The 14638-nt window shown below is 60.5% G+C and carries 14 protein-coding genes; 10 read left to right on the top strand and 4 right to left on the bottom strand.

What is annotated here, in order from left to right; translation table 11 throughout:
• The first annotated feature begins 26 nt into the window (after positions 1–26).
• The 3 genes from LQ231_RS19310 to LQ231_RS19320 are packed head-to-tail and all read left to right on the top strand — an operon-like array spanning position 27 to position 2519.
• Positions 27–1511, top strand: a complete 1485-nt coding sequence (locus LQ231_RS19310) for an ABC transporter ATP-binding protein (protein ID WP_230173422.1) — start codon at positions 27–29, stop codon at positions 1509–1511.
• On the top strand, positions 1511–2179 hold the full coding sequence (locus tag LQ231_RS19315) for a cysteine hydrolase (RefSeq protein WP_230173046.1): 669 nt from the start codon (positions 1511–1513) through the stop codon (positions 2177–2179). The genes LQ231_RS19310 and LQ231_RS19315 overlap by 1 nt, the downstream gene beginning before the upstream one ends.
• On the top strand, positions 2172–2519 hold the full coding sequence (locus LQ231_RS19320) for a cupin domain-containing protein (RefSeq protein WP_113143007.1): 348 nt from the start codon (positions 2172–2174) through the stop codon (positions 2517–2519). Before LQ231_RS19315 ends, LQ231_RS19320 begins: the two co-directional genes overlap by 8 nt.
• Here LQ231_RS19320 and LQ231_RS19325 read toward each other — a convergent pair whose 3' ends face one another.
• The 3 genes from LQ231_RS19325 to LQ231_RS19335 form a co-directional block, all read right to left on the bottom strand.
• On the bottom strand, positions 2520–3749 hold the full coding sequence (locus tag LQ231_RS19325) for a Xaa-Pro peptidase family protein (RefSeq protein ID WP_230173048.1): 1230 nt from the start codon (positions 3747–3749) through the stop codon (positions 2520–2522).
• Positions 3750–3863: 114 nt separating this feature from the next.
• Entirely contained in the window at positions 3864–4523 is a 660-nt protein-coding gene (locus LQ231_RS19330; RefSeq protein ID WP_113143031.1) for a peroxiredoxin, read from the bottom strand.
• Between the two features lie 728 nt (positions 4524–5251).
• Positions 5252–6286, bottom strand: a complete 1035-nt coding sequence (locus tag LQ231_RS19335) for a LacI family DNA-binding transcriptional regulator (RefSeq protein ID WP_230173050.1) — start codon at positions 6284–6286, stop codon at positions 5252–5254.
• 137 nt (positions 6287–6423) lie between these two features.
• Between LQ231_RS19335 and LQ231_RS19340 the strand changes: the two genes are divergently transcribed.
• The 6 genes from LQ231_RS19340 to LQ231_RS19365 all read left to right on the top strand — a co-directional run bounded on the left by LQ231_RS19340 (position 6424) and on the right by LQ231_RS19365 (position 12599).
• The gene (locus tag LQ231_RS19340) at positions 6424–7467 is read left to right on the top strand and encodes a Gfo/Idh/MocA family oxidoreductase (RefSeq protein WP_230173051.1); all 1044 of its coding nucleotides are present in this window, start codon (positions 6424–6426) and stop codon (positions 7465–7467) included.
• A gap of 4 nt (positions 7468–7471) precedes the next feature.
• Positions 7472–8374, top strand: coding sequence for a sugar phosphate isomerase/epimerase (locus LQ231_RS19345; RefSeq protein ID WP_230173052.1), 903 nt, complete (start codon positions 7472–7474; stop codon positions 8372–8374).
• A 61-nt stretch (positions 8375–8435) separates the two neighbouring features.
• Complete coding sequence (locus LQ231_RS19350; protein WP_230173053.1) at positions 8436–9671, top strand: sugar ABC transporter substrate-binding protein; 1236 nt, start codon at positions 8436–8438, stop codon at positions 9669–9671.
• 122 nt (positions 9672–9793) lie between these two features.
• Entirely contained in the window at positions 9794–10696 is a 903-nt protein-coding gene (locus LQ231_RS19355) for a sugar ABC transporter permease (RefSeq protein WP_113143001.1), read from the top strand.
• Positions 10693–11520 carry a carbohydrate ABC transporter permease gene (locus LQ231_RS19360; RefSeq protein WP_230173054.1) on the top strand — a complete coding sequence of 276 codons (828 nt, stop codon included), beginning with the start codon at positions 10693–10695 and terminating at the stop codon, positions 11518–11520. Before LQ231_RS19355 ends, LQ231_RS19360 begins: the two co-directional genes overlap by 4 nt.
• Entirely contained in the window at positions 11517–12599 is a 1083-nt protein-coding gene (locus LQ231_RS19365) for an ABC transporter ATP-binding protein (RefSeq protein WP_230173055.1), read from the top strand. Before LQ231_RS19360 ends, LQ231_RS19365 begins: the two co-directional genes overlap by 4 nt.
• Before the next feature lie 28 nt (positions 12600–12627).
• On the opposite strand, the gene LQ231_RS19370 is transcribed toward LQ231_RS19365, so the two are convergent.
• Positions 12628–13617, bottom strand: coding sequence for a GlxA family transcriptional regulator (locus LQ231_RS19370; protein ID WP_230173057.1), 990 nt, complete (start codon positions 13615–13617; stop codon positions 12628–12630).
• 103 nt (positions 13618–13720) lie between these two features.
• Here LQ231_RS19370 and LQ231_RS19375 point away from each other — a divergent pair, with 103 nt between their 5' ends.
• Positions 13721–14623 (top strand): 3-keto-5-aminohexanoate cleavage protein, encoded by a 903-nt coding sequence (locus LQ231_RS19375; RefSeq protein ID WP_230173058.1) that lies wholly within the window; start codon positions 13721–13723, stop codon positions 14621–14623.
• Positions 14624–14638 lie beyond the last annotated feature (15 nt).

Raw genomic sequence — 14638 nt, forward strand, 5'->3', positions numbered from 1 at the left:
CCGCCGTCGGTATCGAGACGGTCGACATGACCATGCGCTTCGGCGCATTCACCGCGCTCGACCATGTCTCGATCAAGGTCGAACCGGGCTCCTTCCATGCCCTGCTCGGCGAAAACGGTGCCGGAAAGTCGACCCTGGTCAAATGCATCATGGGCTTTTATCGCCAGACATCAGGGCAGTTGATGGTCGATGACCGGGAAGTGTCCGTCGCCTCGCCGCGCGATGCGGCAGCCCTTGGCCTCGGCATGGTCTACCAGCATTTCACCCTCGTCCCGTCCCTGACCGGCGCCGAGAACCTGGTGATCAGCCGCAGCGAAGTGCCGGCCGTGATCAACTGGGTACAGGAAAAGAAGGCGCTTGCCGCGTTCATGCAGACCATGCCCTTCGAGATCCCGCTGCACCGCCCGGTCGCCGAACTTGCAGCCGGTGAAAAGCAGAAGCTCGAGATCATCAAACAGCTCTATCTCGGTCGCCGCTTTCTCGTGCTCGACGAACCGACCTCTGTCCTGACGCCGGCCGAAGCCGACGACATGTTGGGTCTGGTCCGCGGCCTGACCCAGAGCGGCGAACTGACCGTGCTGATGATCAGCCACAAGTTTCATGAAGTCACCAAGTTTGCCGATGCCGTCTCGGTTCTGCGCAAGGGCAAACTGACCGGTGGCGGCAAGACCTCCGAACTGTCGACCCGGGAGATGGCTGCGATGATGATCGGCGACGTCAAGCTTGCCGAACTCGACACCCGCCTGCCCGTCAATGGAGGAGCGGCCCAGATTCTGTCTCTCAGCAGTATCAGGGCACCGGACCGAAGCGGCTTGAAAACCATCGAGATCGACAAACTCATCGTGCATTCCGGCGAAATTGTCGGCATCGCCGGCATATCCGGCAACGGCCAGAAGGAACTGTCGGAAATCCTCGCCGGCCAGCGCCCGCCAAATGCCGGCAATGTCGCGGTCAAGGGCAAGCCTTACGGTGCAACACGCGCCGAAACCCGCGCCAACAATGTTCGCTTCATCCCGGAAGAACCGCTGCAGAACGCCTGCGCACCGAAAATGAGCGTGTCCGAAAACCTCTCCTTCCGCACATTCGACCTGAAGACCGACGGCCGCGAGACCCGCTGGCTTGACGGACGCGCCATGCGCCGCCTTGCCGGAAAGCTGATCGGTGATTTCAAGGTCAAGACGGCATCACCGGCATCCCCCATCGCCTCGTTGTCGGGCGGCAATGTCCAGCGTGCCGTGCTCGCCCGCGAACTGACCGGCGATGTTGATCTCCTGGTCGTCTCCAACCCCTGTTTCGGCCTGGATTTCTCGGCCGTTGCCGAGATCCGCTCGCGCATCATGAAAGCCCGCAATGGCGGCACGGCCGTGCTGCTGATTTCCGAAGATCTCGACGAACTGATGGAGATGTCCGACCGCATCTTCGTCATGTCCGATGGCAAGCTGGTATATGAAACCCCAGCGCGCGAAGCCGACATTTCCGTCATCGGCGCTCATATGGCGGGACATCACTGATGCCGGATATCAAGGCCCTGCCCTTCGCCTTTCCCCTGAAGCGCGACCAGGTGGCACTGATTGTCATCGATATGCAGCGCGATTTCGCCGAGCCCGGCGGCTTCGGCGAAACGCTGGGCAATGACGTCAGCCATGTCTCAGTGATCGTGCCGGACGTCAAGCGCCTGATCGAAGGCTTTCGCCATGCCGGTCTTCCGGTGATCCACACCCAGGAATGCCATCGCCCCGATCTCTCCGACCTGCCACCGGCCAAGCGCAATCGCGGCAACCCAAGCCTGAGGATCGGCGATGTCGGGCCGATGGGCCGGATTCTCATCGCCGGCGAACCCGGCACGGCGATCCTGCCTGAACTTGAGCCCATCGCGGGAGAACTGGTGATCGAAAAGCCCGGAAAGGGCGCGTTCTATGCCACTTCGCTCAGTGATGATCTGCAGGAACGCGGTATCACGCAGCTGATCTTTGCCGGCGTGACCACGGAAGTCTGCGTCCAGACCACCATGCGCGAGGCCAATGATCGCGGCTATGAATGCCTGATCGTCGAAGAGGCGACGGCCAGTTATTTCCCGCATTTCAAGCAGGCCGCCCTCGACATGATCCGCGCTCAAGGCGGCATAGTCGGCTGGACGGCCCATATCGACGACCTCCTGAAGGGATTGATGCATGCCTGAGACCACCCGTGAAAGCCTGACGAACGGCGGCTGGAAGAGCCTCGATTTCGGCCCGTTCCGCGACGGCGTAACCATTCACTGGATCACACCGTTCAGGGACGACCAGCCCGGCGTGGCGCTATTGAAATACGAGGCCGGTGCGTCTGTGCCGCGCCACCGGCATGAAGGACTGGAAACGATCCTTGTCCTGCAGGGGACGCAGTCGGATGAGGCGGGCGACTACGGTCCAGGCTGTTATGTCGTCAACACCAAGGGCAGCGAGCATTCTGTCTGGAGCGATACCGGATGCGTCGTACTGATCCAGTGGGACCGGCCGGTCACCATTCTCGCCGAAGCCTGATCAGGCTGAAAGCTCGACCAGGGTACGCGGCAGTGCATTCATGCATTCGGCACCCGTCTGCGTGACCAGGAACTGGTCCTCGATCATCAGTGCCCCGAGCCCTTGCGCATAAAACGGCGCCTCCAGCGCCACAACCATGTTCGGCTCGATGACTTCGCCATTGTCATGCGAGAAGAACGGCCATTCCTCGATGCCGACGCTGCCGCCGACCGAATGGCCGAAATGGCCACGGTAATACTCGTCAAAACCGTCCCGGCGCATGGAACCGAGCATCGCCGCGTGCACCGCACCGAAACTGTTGCCGGGCCGCATGTGTTCGAGCCCGACGGCAAAGGCCTGCTCGAGAGCCTTGAAGATGTCGCCGGCAAGCGCTGTAGGCTTTCCAAGGCAGAAGGTTCGCGCGCCATCCGAGGAATAGCCTTCCACCAGCGTCCCGACATCGGCCTTGATCATTGCGCCCGGCGTTACGACCGCCCGGCTGTCGCCAAGATCGGCACCGACCGAAATATAGTCCCAATGCCCGCTCAGTCCGTAGCCCTGGGCGTGAGCCTCGGATTGCGCGCCCGCGAGCCATGCGGCTGACAAGGCAGAAAGCGGCACGCCGGCGGCGATCGTCTCCCGCATGCGGACAAGGCCCGCTTCCGCCGCCCGCGAAGCCTGTCTCAGCCAGGTGATTTCGGTCGGCGTCTTGACCACGCGCAGCCGTCGCAGAACGCTCGAGCCATCAAGCCAGGTCACATCCGGCAATATTGCTTTCAGCGACAGGAAGTCCGCCGCCGGCATGAACTCCAGATCGACAGCGATGCGCGCGCGGGCAAGGCTCCGGTCGCAAAGCAGATCGCCGAGCAGGCGGAAACAGGCATCCTGATCGAATGTTTCCGGTCGCGGGCCGACATTGCCGGCCTGGCGGTAGGCAGCATTCACACCGGCAAGATCGCTTTCGCCTCGAAGGCCGACACTGTCAATCCAGATCCGGTGTGTCCGGATATCGGCCTCGCCCAAGCTTCGGCGGACCGCGCCTGCGGCATGATCGCTGACGACGACAGCCATCTGAGAGCCAGCGTCCGCAGGCACAAGCGCAATGGCCGAACCTGCCCGTCCCCACATCGTTGCCACCCCGGCGCTCGCACCCGTCGCATAGCGAAACGCTTCCGGCTGGAAGAGGACCAACGCATCGGCTGCCTCCGCCTGAAGAAGTCTCTGGGCTCGCATCCGGTCAAGATTGCTCACATCTTCCATCCTGTTGATCGTCCCGACCTTAGCGATCATGCCGCGGTGTCTGAAATGCAAAATCGCCCGGAGACCGGGCGATTTCACAACTACATTCGGTCTTGCGACCGCCCGTCAGGCCTGCGGCTGTTTCGTCTTGCGCAGGTAAGGCAAAACCGTATCGAAGGAACCGAAGCGGGCAATCGCGTCTTCGTTGGAGACGGCCGCCGTGATGATGACGTCATCGCCCTGCTTCCAGTTTGCGGGTGTTGCCACCTGGTGCTTGGCGGTCAGCTGGATCGAGTCGATCGTACGCAGGATCTCGTCGAAGTTGCGGCCGGTGGTCATCGGGTAGGTCAGGATCAGCTTGATCTTCTTGTCCGGGCCAATGACATAAACGGAGCGAACAGTCGCATTGTCGGCAGGTGTACGACCTTCCGAACTTTCGCCCGCGTCGTCCGGCAACATGTCGTAGAGCTTGGCAACCTTCAAATCCTTGTCGCCGATCAGCGGATAGGCAACCTCGAAACCGGTGGCTGTCTTGATGTCCTGCTTCCACTTGACGTGGCTGTCGACAGGATCGACCGAAATGCCGATGACCTTGACATTGCGCTTGCGAAACTCGTCGTCCAGCCCGGCCATGGCACCGAGTTCGGTGGTGCACACCGGCGTGAAATTCTTGGGGTGCGAAAACAGCACGGCCCAGCTTTCGCCGATCCATTCATGAAAACTGATCGCTCCCTGCGTGGTCTCGGCCGAAAAATCTGGTGCAAGTTGGTTGATGCGAAGTGTCATGCTCAGCTCCGAAATCCATTGAAAATTGCTTGTGTCGGACTACAGGGAAGGAGAATGCCTCTACCGACTTGGCCGCTTTATCTTTCGGCTCCGATGACCGTTTGGCTCACATGGGCCGCGTGCTCGAAAAGCCCACGTGCCGAATTCAGCATCAGGCCCTATCGTGTAAAGGCTCGCCCTCCAGGAGCCTTTGAAACACCTAAGCTGTGTTGGCTTCACGTTACAGCACGAAGAGCAGTCCCGCTATGAAGCTGATGGACAACACTGCAACCGCCAGGGCGCATTTGTCGGACCAAAAGCGTGCGCTGTTACGAACAGCGTCGCGTTGCTGACTTTGGCAAGGTGCAAAGGCCATCATCTACTCCCGACTAGAGAATGGGGAACATACCCCAGAAGAATATCTCATGACGCCGGCAATCGGCGGCATCCGTATCGTCATCATGTTTCGCAACCACGGGCCGCTTCGTCTCCGACGCCCGCAACGCTGTATCGGTTGAGGGCACCAGCCGCCGTGCAAGACCAAAAAGATCGAAAGAAAGCGTTTCCACACTGTGGGGCATTTTTCATCCTTCCGTCTGTTGCGGTCATCATAACCAACGGTCACAGTTTCGTCACAATTTCGCCTCGTGTCAACAATCTCTACCAGATTGGTATTCTAACTTCTGCAGTTCTTCGAGAATGCATAACTAGCCCGACAAGTTCCCGGGGAATGCGCGATCAAATGCCGGCTAGGCAGACACACCGCCGTGGTCGCTGTCACCTTCAACAAGCGTCATGGGCCACAGTTGTCGGCGGGCAGCCTGGGGATAGTGTTGCGAGAAGGCCGGCATGGTCGCGAGCAGGCTTTCCGCCAGGGCGATGCCAAGATCGCGTAGCGACAGACTGAAGCAGGTCAGCCGCGGTGACAAGAACTGGCATTGCGGGCTGTATTGGCCAATCACCGCAACATCCCTGCCCGGCTTCAGGCCCGCCTCTTCCAGACCGCGATAGAGGCCAATGGTCGTTGCTTCGTTGACCAGCACAATTGCGGTGGGCCGATCCGTGCATGCAATCAGATCACGGGCAATCTGGTACCCCCCGGTTTCATTCGGCTTCGAACGAAAGATATGATTTTCAGCCAACTGCAAGCCATGCCGTGCCAGTGCCTCCCGGCAGCGTTCGACAAACACGTGCCCCAGATTGATGTCATCATGCGGCCGGGAAATCGCGATCCGCTTGTGTCCTTTGCTGACAAGGCGATCGACAGCCTGATCGGCGATACCCTCGAAATCCAGGTCATACCAAGGTTGACCGACATCCGTCTGGCTACGGCCCAGCGTGATGAAGGGGATCTTCGCACGGTCGAGAAACTCGAAACGATGGTCATGCCGACGCGTTGCGGAGAGAATGATGCCATCGGCGAAACCGCGGGCAACCACGCGCTTCAGATAGTCGTCGGGATCTTCCTCAGATGAACACAAAAGGGCGACAAGATCGAGCTTGTGCCGCGCAAACACCGCCTGCACGCCGTCGAAGACGCTCATGAAAAACGTATCGCCCTGGCCCGTGATCTCATGGCCCGTCTGCATCATGAAGCCGATAATGCCCGTCGCGCCCTTGCGCAGAGAGCGACCCGCCTGGTTCGCCACATAGCCCAGTTGCTCTGCCGCCTCCAGCACGCGGCGGCGTGTTTCCTCGTTGACATCAGGCTTGCCGTTCAAGGCACGCGAAACCGTCCCGATGGAAATATCGAGATGGTCTGCGAGTTGGCGAATGCCTTTCATGAAACCTGCTCCCAGCCCACGCACCGTTATCGTTTACGAAACCCTATTGACACAGGACGGCACCTGTTCCTAGTATCGTAAACGTTTACGGGAAAGATCGAAAGAGGAGTTTCGGTCTATCCCTTGGGAGGATACCAGTGACATACAGAGCCGTTTTGTGCGGATGCGGAGCTATGGCCAGAGGGTGGCTGAATGCGCTTCAATCGACGCCCGAGCTTAAGGAAAGCGTGACAATCGTCGGCATGGTCGATCTCGATCGTGCGACCGCCGAAGCGCTGGCGGAAGAGTTCGGCCTGCGCGGCATCGCCATCGGCACAGATCTCGGTATCGTGCTTGAGGCAACAAAAGCCGATCTTCTGTTCGATGTTGTCGTGCCCCAGGCGCGCCGGGCCGTCGTCTCCGCCGGTCTTCTTGCTGGCTGCCATGTCCTCTCCGAAAAGCCGCTCGCAGCCTCCATGCAGGAGGCTGAAGAATTGACCGCTCTGGCGGCCAAGACCGGCCGCATGCACGCCGTCGTCCAGAATCGCCGCTTCATCTCCGGTGTTCGTCGTCTCCGTCGTGCTGTCGACGAAGGCTTGATCGGCGAGCTGACAGGAATCCATTGCGACTTCTTCCTCGGTCCGCATTTCGGCGGGTTCCGCGAGGCCATGGACAATGTGCTGTTGCTCGACATGGCGATCCACACCTTCGACGCCGCCCGCTTCGTGTCCGGCAAGACCCCTCTTTCCGCCTATTGCATCGAAACCAACCCGTCCGGCTCCTGGTACGCCCATGGCGCATCTGCCAATGCGACATTCCGCCTGTCCGGCGACGCGGTCTTCACCTATCGCGGCTCCTGGTGCGCGGAAGGACGTCGCACCAGCTGGGAAAGCGCCTGGCGCCTCGTCGGCTCGAAGGGCATGCTGACCTGGGATGGTGAAGACGCTTTCGAGGCCTCCGTCGCGGGCAACGAACCCGGCCTGCTGCATGGCTTCACGACGCTTGAGGTTGCACCGGCACCCGATGATGATCACACGCACGGCCATCGCAGCGTGATTACCGATTTCATTCGCGCCATCCGCACCGGCACGCAGCCCGAGACCGTCAGTGCCGATAACATCAAGAGCCTCGCCATGGTCTTCGGCGCGATCGAAAGCGCACGCACAGGCATGCCCGTGAACATTGAACAACAAGGACACTAATTCCGTGAGCAATCCCGCCAAATCGATCCGCATCGGAACCATGGTCAGCGCAAGTGGCGGCAAGGCCGCGGAACGCATCGGCCAGATCGCGGACATGGGCTTCGAAAGCTTCGAGCCCTTCTTCTGGCAGACCACCAATGGCCAGGATCTCGCCGATCTCGGCAAGCGCTGCGTCGAGGCGATCGGCGATCGCGACATCACCATCTCGACGCTCGGCATGTTCGGCAATCCACTCGAGGAAACCGACATGGACCTGCAGACGCTGCAGGGCTGGAAGGATTGCATCGACAACGCCCACCATTTCGGTGCCACCTGCATCGCCGGCTTCACCGGCCGCATCCGCAACAAGCCGCTGACCGACAGTCTTGCGCGCTACAGGGAGATCTGGAGCGAGCTTGCCAAGCGGGCCGCGGACAAGGGCGTGAAGATTGCATTCGAAAATTGCGCCATGGACGGCAACTGGCAGACCGGTGACTGGAACATCGCCCACAATCCGGATGCCTGGGAATTGATTTTCAACGAGACGCCGGACGACAATATCGGTCTTGAGTGGGAACCCTGCCACCAGATGGTCTATCTGATCGATCCCTTGCCGCAGATTCGCAAATGGGCCCACAAGTTCTTCCATGTCCACGGCAAGGACGCCACCATCCGCTGGGACGTGATCCGTGAACACGGCATCTTCGGCAAGGAAAAATTCGTCTTCATGCGCACGCCGGGTTTCGGCGACACCAACTGGGCGGATGTGATTTCCGAATTGCGCCTTGCCGGCTGGTCGGGATCCATCGATATCGAGGGCTGGCACGATCCGGTCTACCGCGATGCGCTCGAAATGACCGGCCAGGTCCACGGCCTGAACTATCTGAAGAATTGCCGGGGGGGCGAATTCGTCACCGACCCGCAATGAGACTGCCTGCCGGCTTGGAGGAAGCTGGCGGGATCAATGGTCCAACCCCAAGGAGGAGAGCATGTTTATCCGCAATTCACTGATGGCCGGCGCAATCGCGCTAGCCTCCGTCTCAAGCCTTGCCGTGGCGGCTTACGCAGCCGACGAAGTCACCATCACCATCTGGAGCCTCGACAAACCGGAGCAGCCGGCCTTGAACCTCGCCCGGGAATTCGACGAAAAGGAGCCGGGCATCAAGGTCGAATACCGGCTGATCCAGTTCGACGACGTGGTCAGCGAGGCCATGCGCGCTTTCTCGACCGGCCAGGCGCCAGACATTATCGCGATCGACAATCCCGAGCACGCGCTCTTTGCCTCGCGCGGCGCTTTCCTCGACCTGACCGACAAGATCGCGGCCTCAAGCGTGATCAAGAAGGAGAATTATTTCCCCGGCCCGCTCAATTCGGTCACCTGGGATGAAAAGCTGTTCGGTGTGCCGAAGGCGACCAACACGATCGCGCTCTACTACAATGCCGACATGTTCAAGGAAAAAGGCCTCGACCCGGATAAGCCGCCACAGACCTGGGACGAACTTCTCGATGCTGCCCGCAAGCTGACCGACCCGGCCAAGAACGTCTACGGCCTCGCCTTCTCGGCCAAGGCCAGCGAAGAAGGCACCTTCCAGTTCCTGCCCTGGGCCCAGATGGCCGGCGGCGGCTATGAGAAGATCAATTCGGACGGCCCCGTGAAAGCCCTTGAGGCCTGGAAGACGCTGATGGCCGAAAAACTGGCCTCACCCGACAGTCTGACGCGCGGTCAGTGGGATTCGACCGGCACATTCAATTCCGGCAATGCTGCGATGGCAATCTCGGGGCCTTGGGAACTCAACCGCATGTCCGAAGAGGCCAAGTTTGACTGGCGCGTGGCCCTGCTGCCGGTGCCGGAAGCCGGCGCGGAACGCTCGTCGGCGATGGGTGACTTCAACTGGGCGATCTTCTCGTCCACCAAGCACCCGAAAGAAGCCTTCAAGGCGCTCGAATACTTCGCCTCGCAGGATGACAAGATGTTTGCAAATTACGGCCAGTTGCCGGCGCGCTCCGACATCACGCTTCCGGCCACCGGCAACGACAAGAAGGATGCCGGCCTTAAGGTCTTCCAGGAGCAGCTGAAATACGCCAAGGCCCGCGGTCCGCACCCGCAATGGCCGAAAATCTCGAAGGCGATCCAGGACGCCATCCAGGCTGCCCTCACCGGCCAGATGTCGCCAAAGGATGCCCTTGATCAGGCCGCGGAAAAGATCAACGCCGTACTCGGCTAAGCGATCGGCTGGCGCAGCCTCACTACCGCGCCAGCCCCCCAAACCCTCCCCGGACGGCCGTCCCTCGTTTCCCTGACCCGGGGGGCGGCCAAAGCCGGGCGATGCATCGTGCGGAGACATCCATGCGCAAGTTCATATCCAGCCTGACCGACGGGCGGGGCTTCGACATTGGCCTCGTGGCCTTTCCGCTCGGCTTCCTCTTCCTGATGTCCGGCCTGCCTTTGCTCTACAACGTGTTGATGAGCTTCCAGGAAGTGGACATGTTTTCGCTCGGCAGCTTGTTCCGGCCCTTTGTCGGCCTGAAGAACTACGCCACGCTGTTCGCCCAGCCGCAGACCTGGCCGATCCTCGCCAACACGGCCATCTTCGTGATCGCCTCGATTGCCGGCCAGTTCTTCATCGGCTTCGGCCTCGCCCTGTTCTTCTGGGTCGGTTTTCCCGGGTCATCATGGCTGCGCGGTCTCTTTCTCGTCTCATGGGTCATGCCCGGCCTCGTCGTCGGCGCGATCTGGAACTGGATCTTGTCAGGCGATTTCGGCGTGCTCAATTTTATCCTGCGCGAAAGCGGCATCATCTCAGCCAACATCTTCTGGCGTTCCGATCCGACATATTCGCTCTGGGCCGTCATCATCGCCAATATCTGGCTCGGAACCTCGTTCAACATGATCTTGCTCTCCGTCGGCCTGTCCGGCATCCCGAAGGACCTTTATGAGGCCGCCGAACTCGACGGCGCCAATGTCTGGCAGCGCTTCTGGACGATCACGCTGCCGATGATGCGCTCGACCATCGGTGCCATCGTCTCGCTCGGGCTAATCTTCACCCTGCAGCAGTTCGACCTATTTGCCGCGATCACCTCAGGCGGACCGAACAATTCGTCCAATGTCACGCAATACTGGGCCTGGGATCTTTCGTTCAAACAATACGACTTCGCGCAAGGGGCCACGATCTCCGTCATCATGATCGTCTTCGTCATGTTCGCCTCGGTCGTCTATGTCCGGTCGACCCGCCAGGAGGTGCGCGGATGAGCGAGACCAGCCGAAATCGCATCATGCTGCTGATCGCTCTCGTACTGGCAGCGATCTATCTGTTTCCCCTGTACTGGATGTATATCACGACGCTCAAAAGTGGCTCGGCGATGTTTGCCACGCCACCGAGCTTCTGGCCCAGCGACCCGCAATGGGGCACCTATGCCTATGTCTGGGAAAGCCGCAATCTTGCCCGGCATATGTGGAACTCGCTGGTCATCGCCATCGGTGCCGTCAGCCTGATCACCGTGCTCGGCACCGGCTGCGCCTATGTTCTGGCTCGCTATCGCAATCGCTGGATTGATGTCGGACTGTTCCTCATCCTGATGCTGCAGGTCCTGCCAGCCTCCCTGATGATCACCCCGATATTCGTCGGCTTCTCGCAGATCGGCATTCTCGAATATCCGCGCCTCGCGGTCATCATTGCGATCGCGGCGAAAAGCATGCCCTTCTTTGTCGTGCTGGTTCGCGCCACCTTCATGAGCGTGCCGATGGAACTGGAGGAAGCGGCCCTTGTCGACGGCAATTCCCGCATAGGCGCCTTCTTCCACATCGTACTGCCACTGGCTCGCAACGGCATCCTGGTCTCGGCGATCCTGATCTTCATGCAGGCCTTCGGTGAATTCGTCTATTCCAAGTCGATCATCCAGGCCGTCGAATACCAGCCAGCCAGCGTCGGTCTGAATTCCTTCATGGGGCCGAACACCAATGAATGGAACAATATCATGGCCTTTGCGACGATCTACGTCACTCCGATCCTTGCCATCTTTGTTCTCTTGCAACGCCGGATCGTCTCCGGCCTCACGTCTGGAGCCCTCAAATGACCCACCAGATCGAACTCTCCGGCGTCAACAAATACTATGGTGCCTATCACGCGCTGCGCGACATCGACCTGCGCATCAAGAAAGGCTCTTTCGTCGCACTCGTCGGGCCGTCAGGCTGTGGAAAATCCACCCTTCTCAGGTCGCTGGCCGGGCTTGAAAGCATTTCGGCGGGCGATCTGGTCATCGCCGGTGAACGCATGAACGGCGTGCCGCCGCGCAAGCGCGACCTTGCCATGGTCTTTCAGTCCTACGCGCTGTATCCGCACATGACGGTGGAGGAAAACCTCACCTATTCCCTGCGTATCCGCGGGGTGAAAAAGGCCGATGCCCGCAAGGCAGCCGAGGAAGTGGCCGCCACCACCGGACTTTCCAATCTTCTCCACCGCTACCCGCGTGAGCTATCCGGCGGCCAGCGCCAGCGTGTCGCCATGAGCCGCGCGATCATCCGCCACCCCAAGGCCTTCCTCTTCGACGAGCCTTTGTCGAACCTCGACGCCGCACTTCGTGTACACATGCGCAAGGAAATCCGCGCGCTTCACGATCGCCTCGGCGCGACCTCCGTCTATGTGACCCATGACCAGATCGAGGCTATGACCATGGCCGACCACGTCGTCGTCATGCGTCAGGGCATCATCGAGCAACAGGGCGCGCCGCTCGATCTCTATGACCGCCCGGTCAACAAGTTTGTCGCCGGCTTCATCGGGTCTCCCGCGATGAATTTCATTCCCGCCGAAGCAGGCGTGGACAATCAGACACTGGTACTCGACCTTGGCACCCGACAGACAATCAGAATTGGCAGGGAGGTTCCTGACGGCCGAAAGCTGATCGTCGGTCTCAGACCAGAACATCTGATGCCGGTCAGCGAGGACCAAGCCATGCTGCGCCTGCCGGTTGGTTCGGTCGAAAACACCGGCGCCACCACCTATATCGCCACCGCCACAAACCCGGAGCTCATCCTCATGCTCAATGGCCGTCTCCCGGTGCGCCCCGGCGACACGATCCCGATCGCCTTCGATCCCGCTCACCTGCATCTCTTCGATGCGGAATCGGAAATGCGCCTGGACATCCTCGACGCCTGAGCGCGTCCGCCAGGCGTATGGCGGCAGCTCACCCACCTTCCACCAATGCGGAGCGCCTGCGCAAGCGCCGCCGCGTTTCCGAAGGGCTTTCGGCAAAGCTGGAACGGTAGCTGCGTGAAAAAGCTGATGCCGAGTTGAACCCGGTCTCAGCTGCGATCTCAGCAAACGAAGCCTTGGTCTCAATGACCTTGCGCCGCGCCGCATTCAGCCTCAGCGCCAGATAATGCACATGCGGCGGCGCACCGACATCATCCTGGAACAGCGTCTGCAGATGACGGGCGCTGATGCCGACGCGGCGGGCCAATCGGACAAGGGTCAGCGGCTGTTCAACGTTCTCCTCCATCAACCGCACGGCATGCGCCACGCGCGGATCTTTCATCCGCAATCCCACGGTCGATGGTGTGTGCTGCACCTCACCCTGGAAACCACCCTGCTCATAGCTGAAAAGCCGGCTGACCTCGAGCGCCAGCGTATAGCCCTGTCGCCGACGGATGATCTCCAGCATCAGGTCCATGGTCGGCAGCGAGCCGCCGGTGGTGATCCGCTTGCCATCGATAACGAAACGTTCTTTGACCGCCCGCACCTGCGGATAGGCCAGCGCAAAATCCTCGAAGTCCTCCCAATGCGCGGTCGCCGAAACATTGTCGAGCAGGCTCGCCTCGGCCATCAGCCACGTCCCGGATTCGATCCCCGCGATGACCGAGCGATAGCGTGCGCTTTGTGACAAATTGCGCTTCAGCGAAGGCGTCGCCGCATTCCGCCAGTTATAGCTCGCCAATACGAAGAGTGGTGTGGTCGCGGTGCTTTGCTGAAAAACCCCATCCGCGGGCATCGGCACATGGCTGGTCGTCATCGCCGCATGACCATCCGGCGTGAACACCCGCCAGCGATAGAGTTCGCTTCCGGAAATGCGGTTGGCGCCGCGCAACGGTTCGATCACTGAGGCGATCAGGATCAGGTTGGTCTCGGGCAAAACCAGAAGATCGATGTCGAGGCGGTCGATGGACGTTGCAAGCAAGATGACCTCCGGAGCTACCGATAAAGTATCAAACAGTTCCGAGAATGCAAAGCATGCGCCGAAATCTTGATGCGTAATACCTCCAAGAACGAGGGAGAACATTATGCCTCTTGCAATGAACCGCGACGTCTTCATCACCTGCGCGGTAACCGGAGCCGGTGATACCGTCTCGAAATCCAGCCATGTTCCGATCACGCCCAAGCAGATTGCCGACTCTGCCATCGATGCCGCCAAGGCGGGAGCAGCCGTCGTCCATTGCCATGTCCGCGACCCGGAAACCGGCGCCGCCAGCCGCCGCAACGATCTCTATAAGGAAGTGACCGACCGTATCCGCTCCGCCGATATCGACGTCGTCCTCAACCTCACCGCCGGCATGGGCGGCGATCTGGTGTTCGGCAATGTGGAGGCGCCCTTCCCGCTCAACGAGAAAGCCACCGACATGGCCGGCGCGACCGAGCGCGTCAGCCATGTCGCCGAATGCCTGCCGGAAATCTGCACGCTCGACTGCGGCACGATGAACTTTTCGCTCGGCGACTATGTGATGACCAACACGCCGTCAATGCTGCGCGAGATGGCCCGGCAGATGACGGCGCTCGGTGTGCGCCCAGAAATCGAGGCCTTCGACACCGGTCACCTGTGGTTTGCCAAGCAGCTCGTCGAGGAAGGCCTGATCGAGGATCCGGCACTGATCCAGCTGTGCATGGGTATCCCGTGGGGGGCGCCCGACGACCTCAACACCTTCATGGCCATGGTCAACAACGTGCCGGCAAGCTGGACCTTCTCGGCCTTCTCGATCGGCCGCAATGCGCTGGCCTATCCGGCAGCTGCCGTGCTTGCCGGCGGGAATGTCCGCGTCGGCCTGGAAGACAACCTCTATGCCGGCAAGGGCAAGCTCGCCACCAATGCCGATCTGGTCGAAAAGGCCGTGACCGTCATCGAGGGCATGGGTGCGCGCATCATCGGCCCGGCCGAAGTCCGTGAAAAACTGAAATTGACGAAGCGATAGGCCGGCGGCCTCCCT

This window comes from Rhizobium sp. CECT 9324 (genome assembly GCF_918741265.1).
Taxonomy (GTDB): Bacteria; Pseudomonadota; Alphaproteobacteria; order Rhizobiales; family Rhizobiaceae; genus Allorhizobium.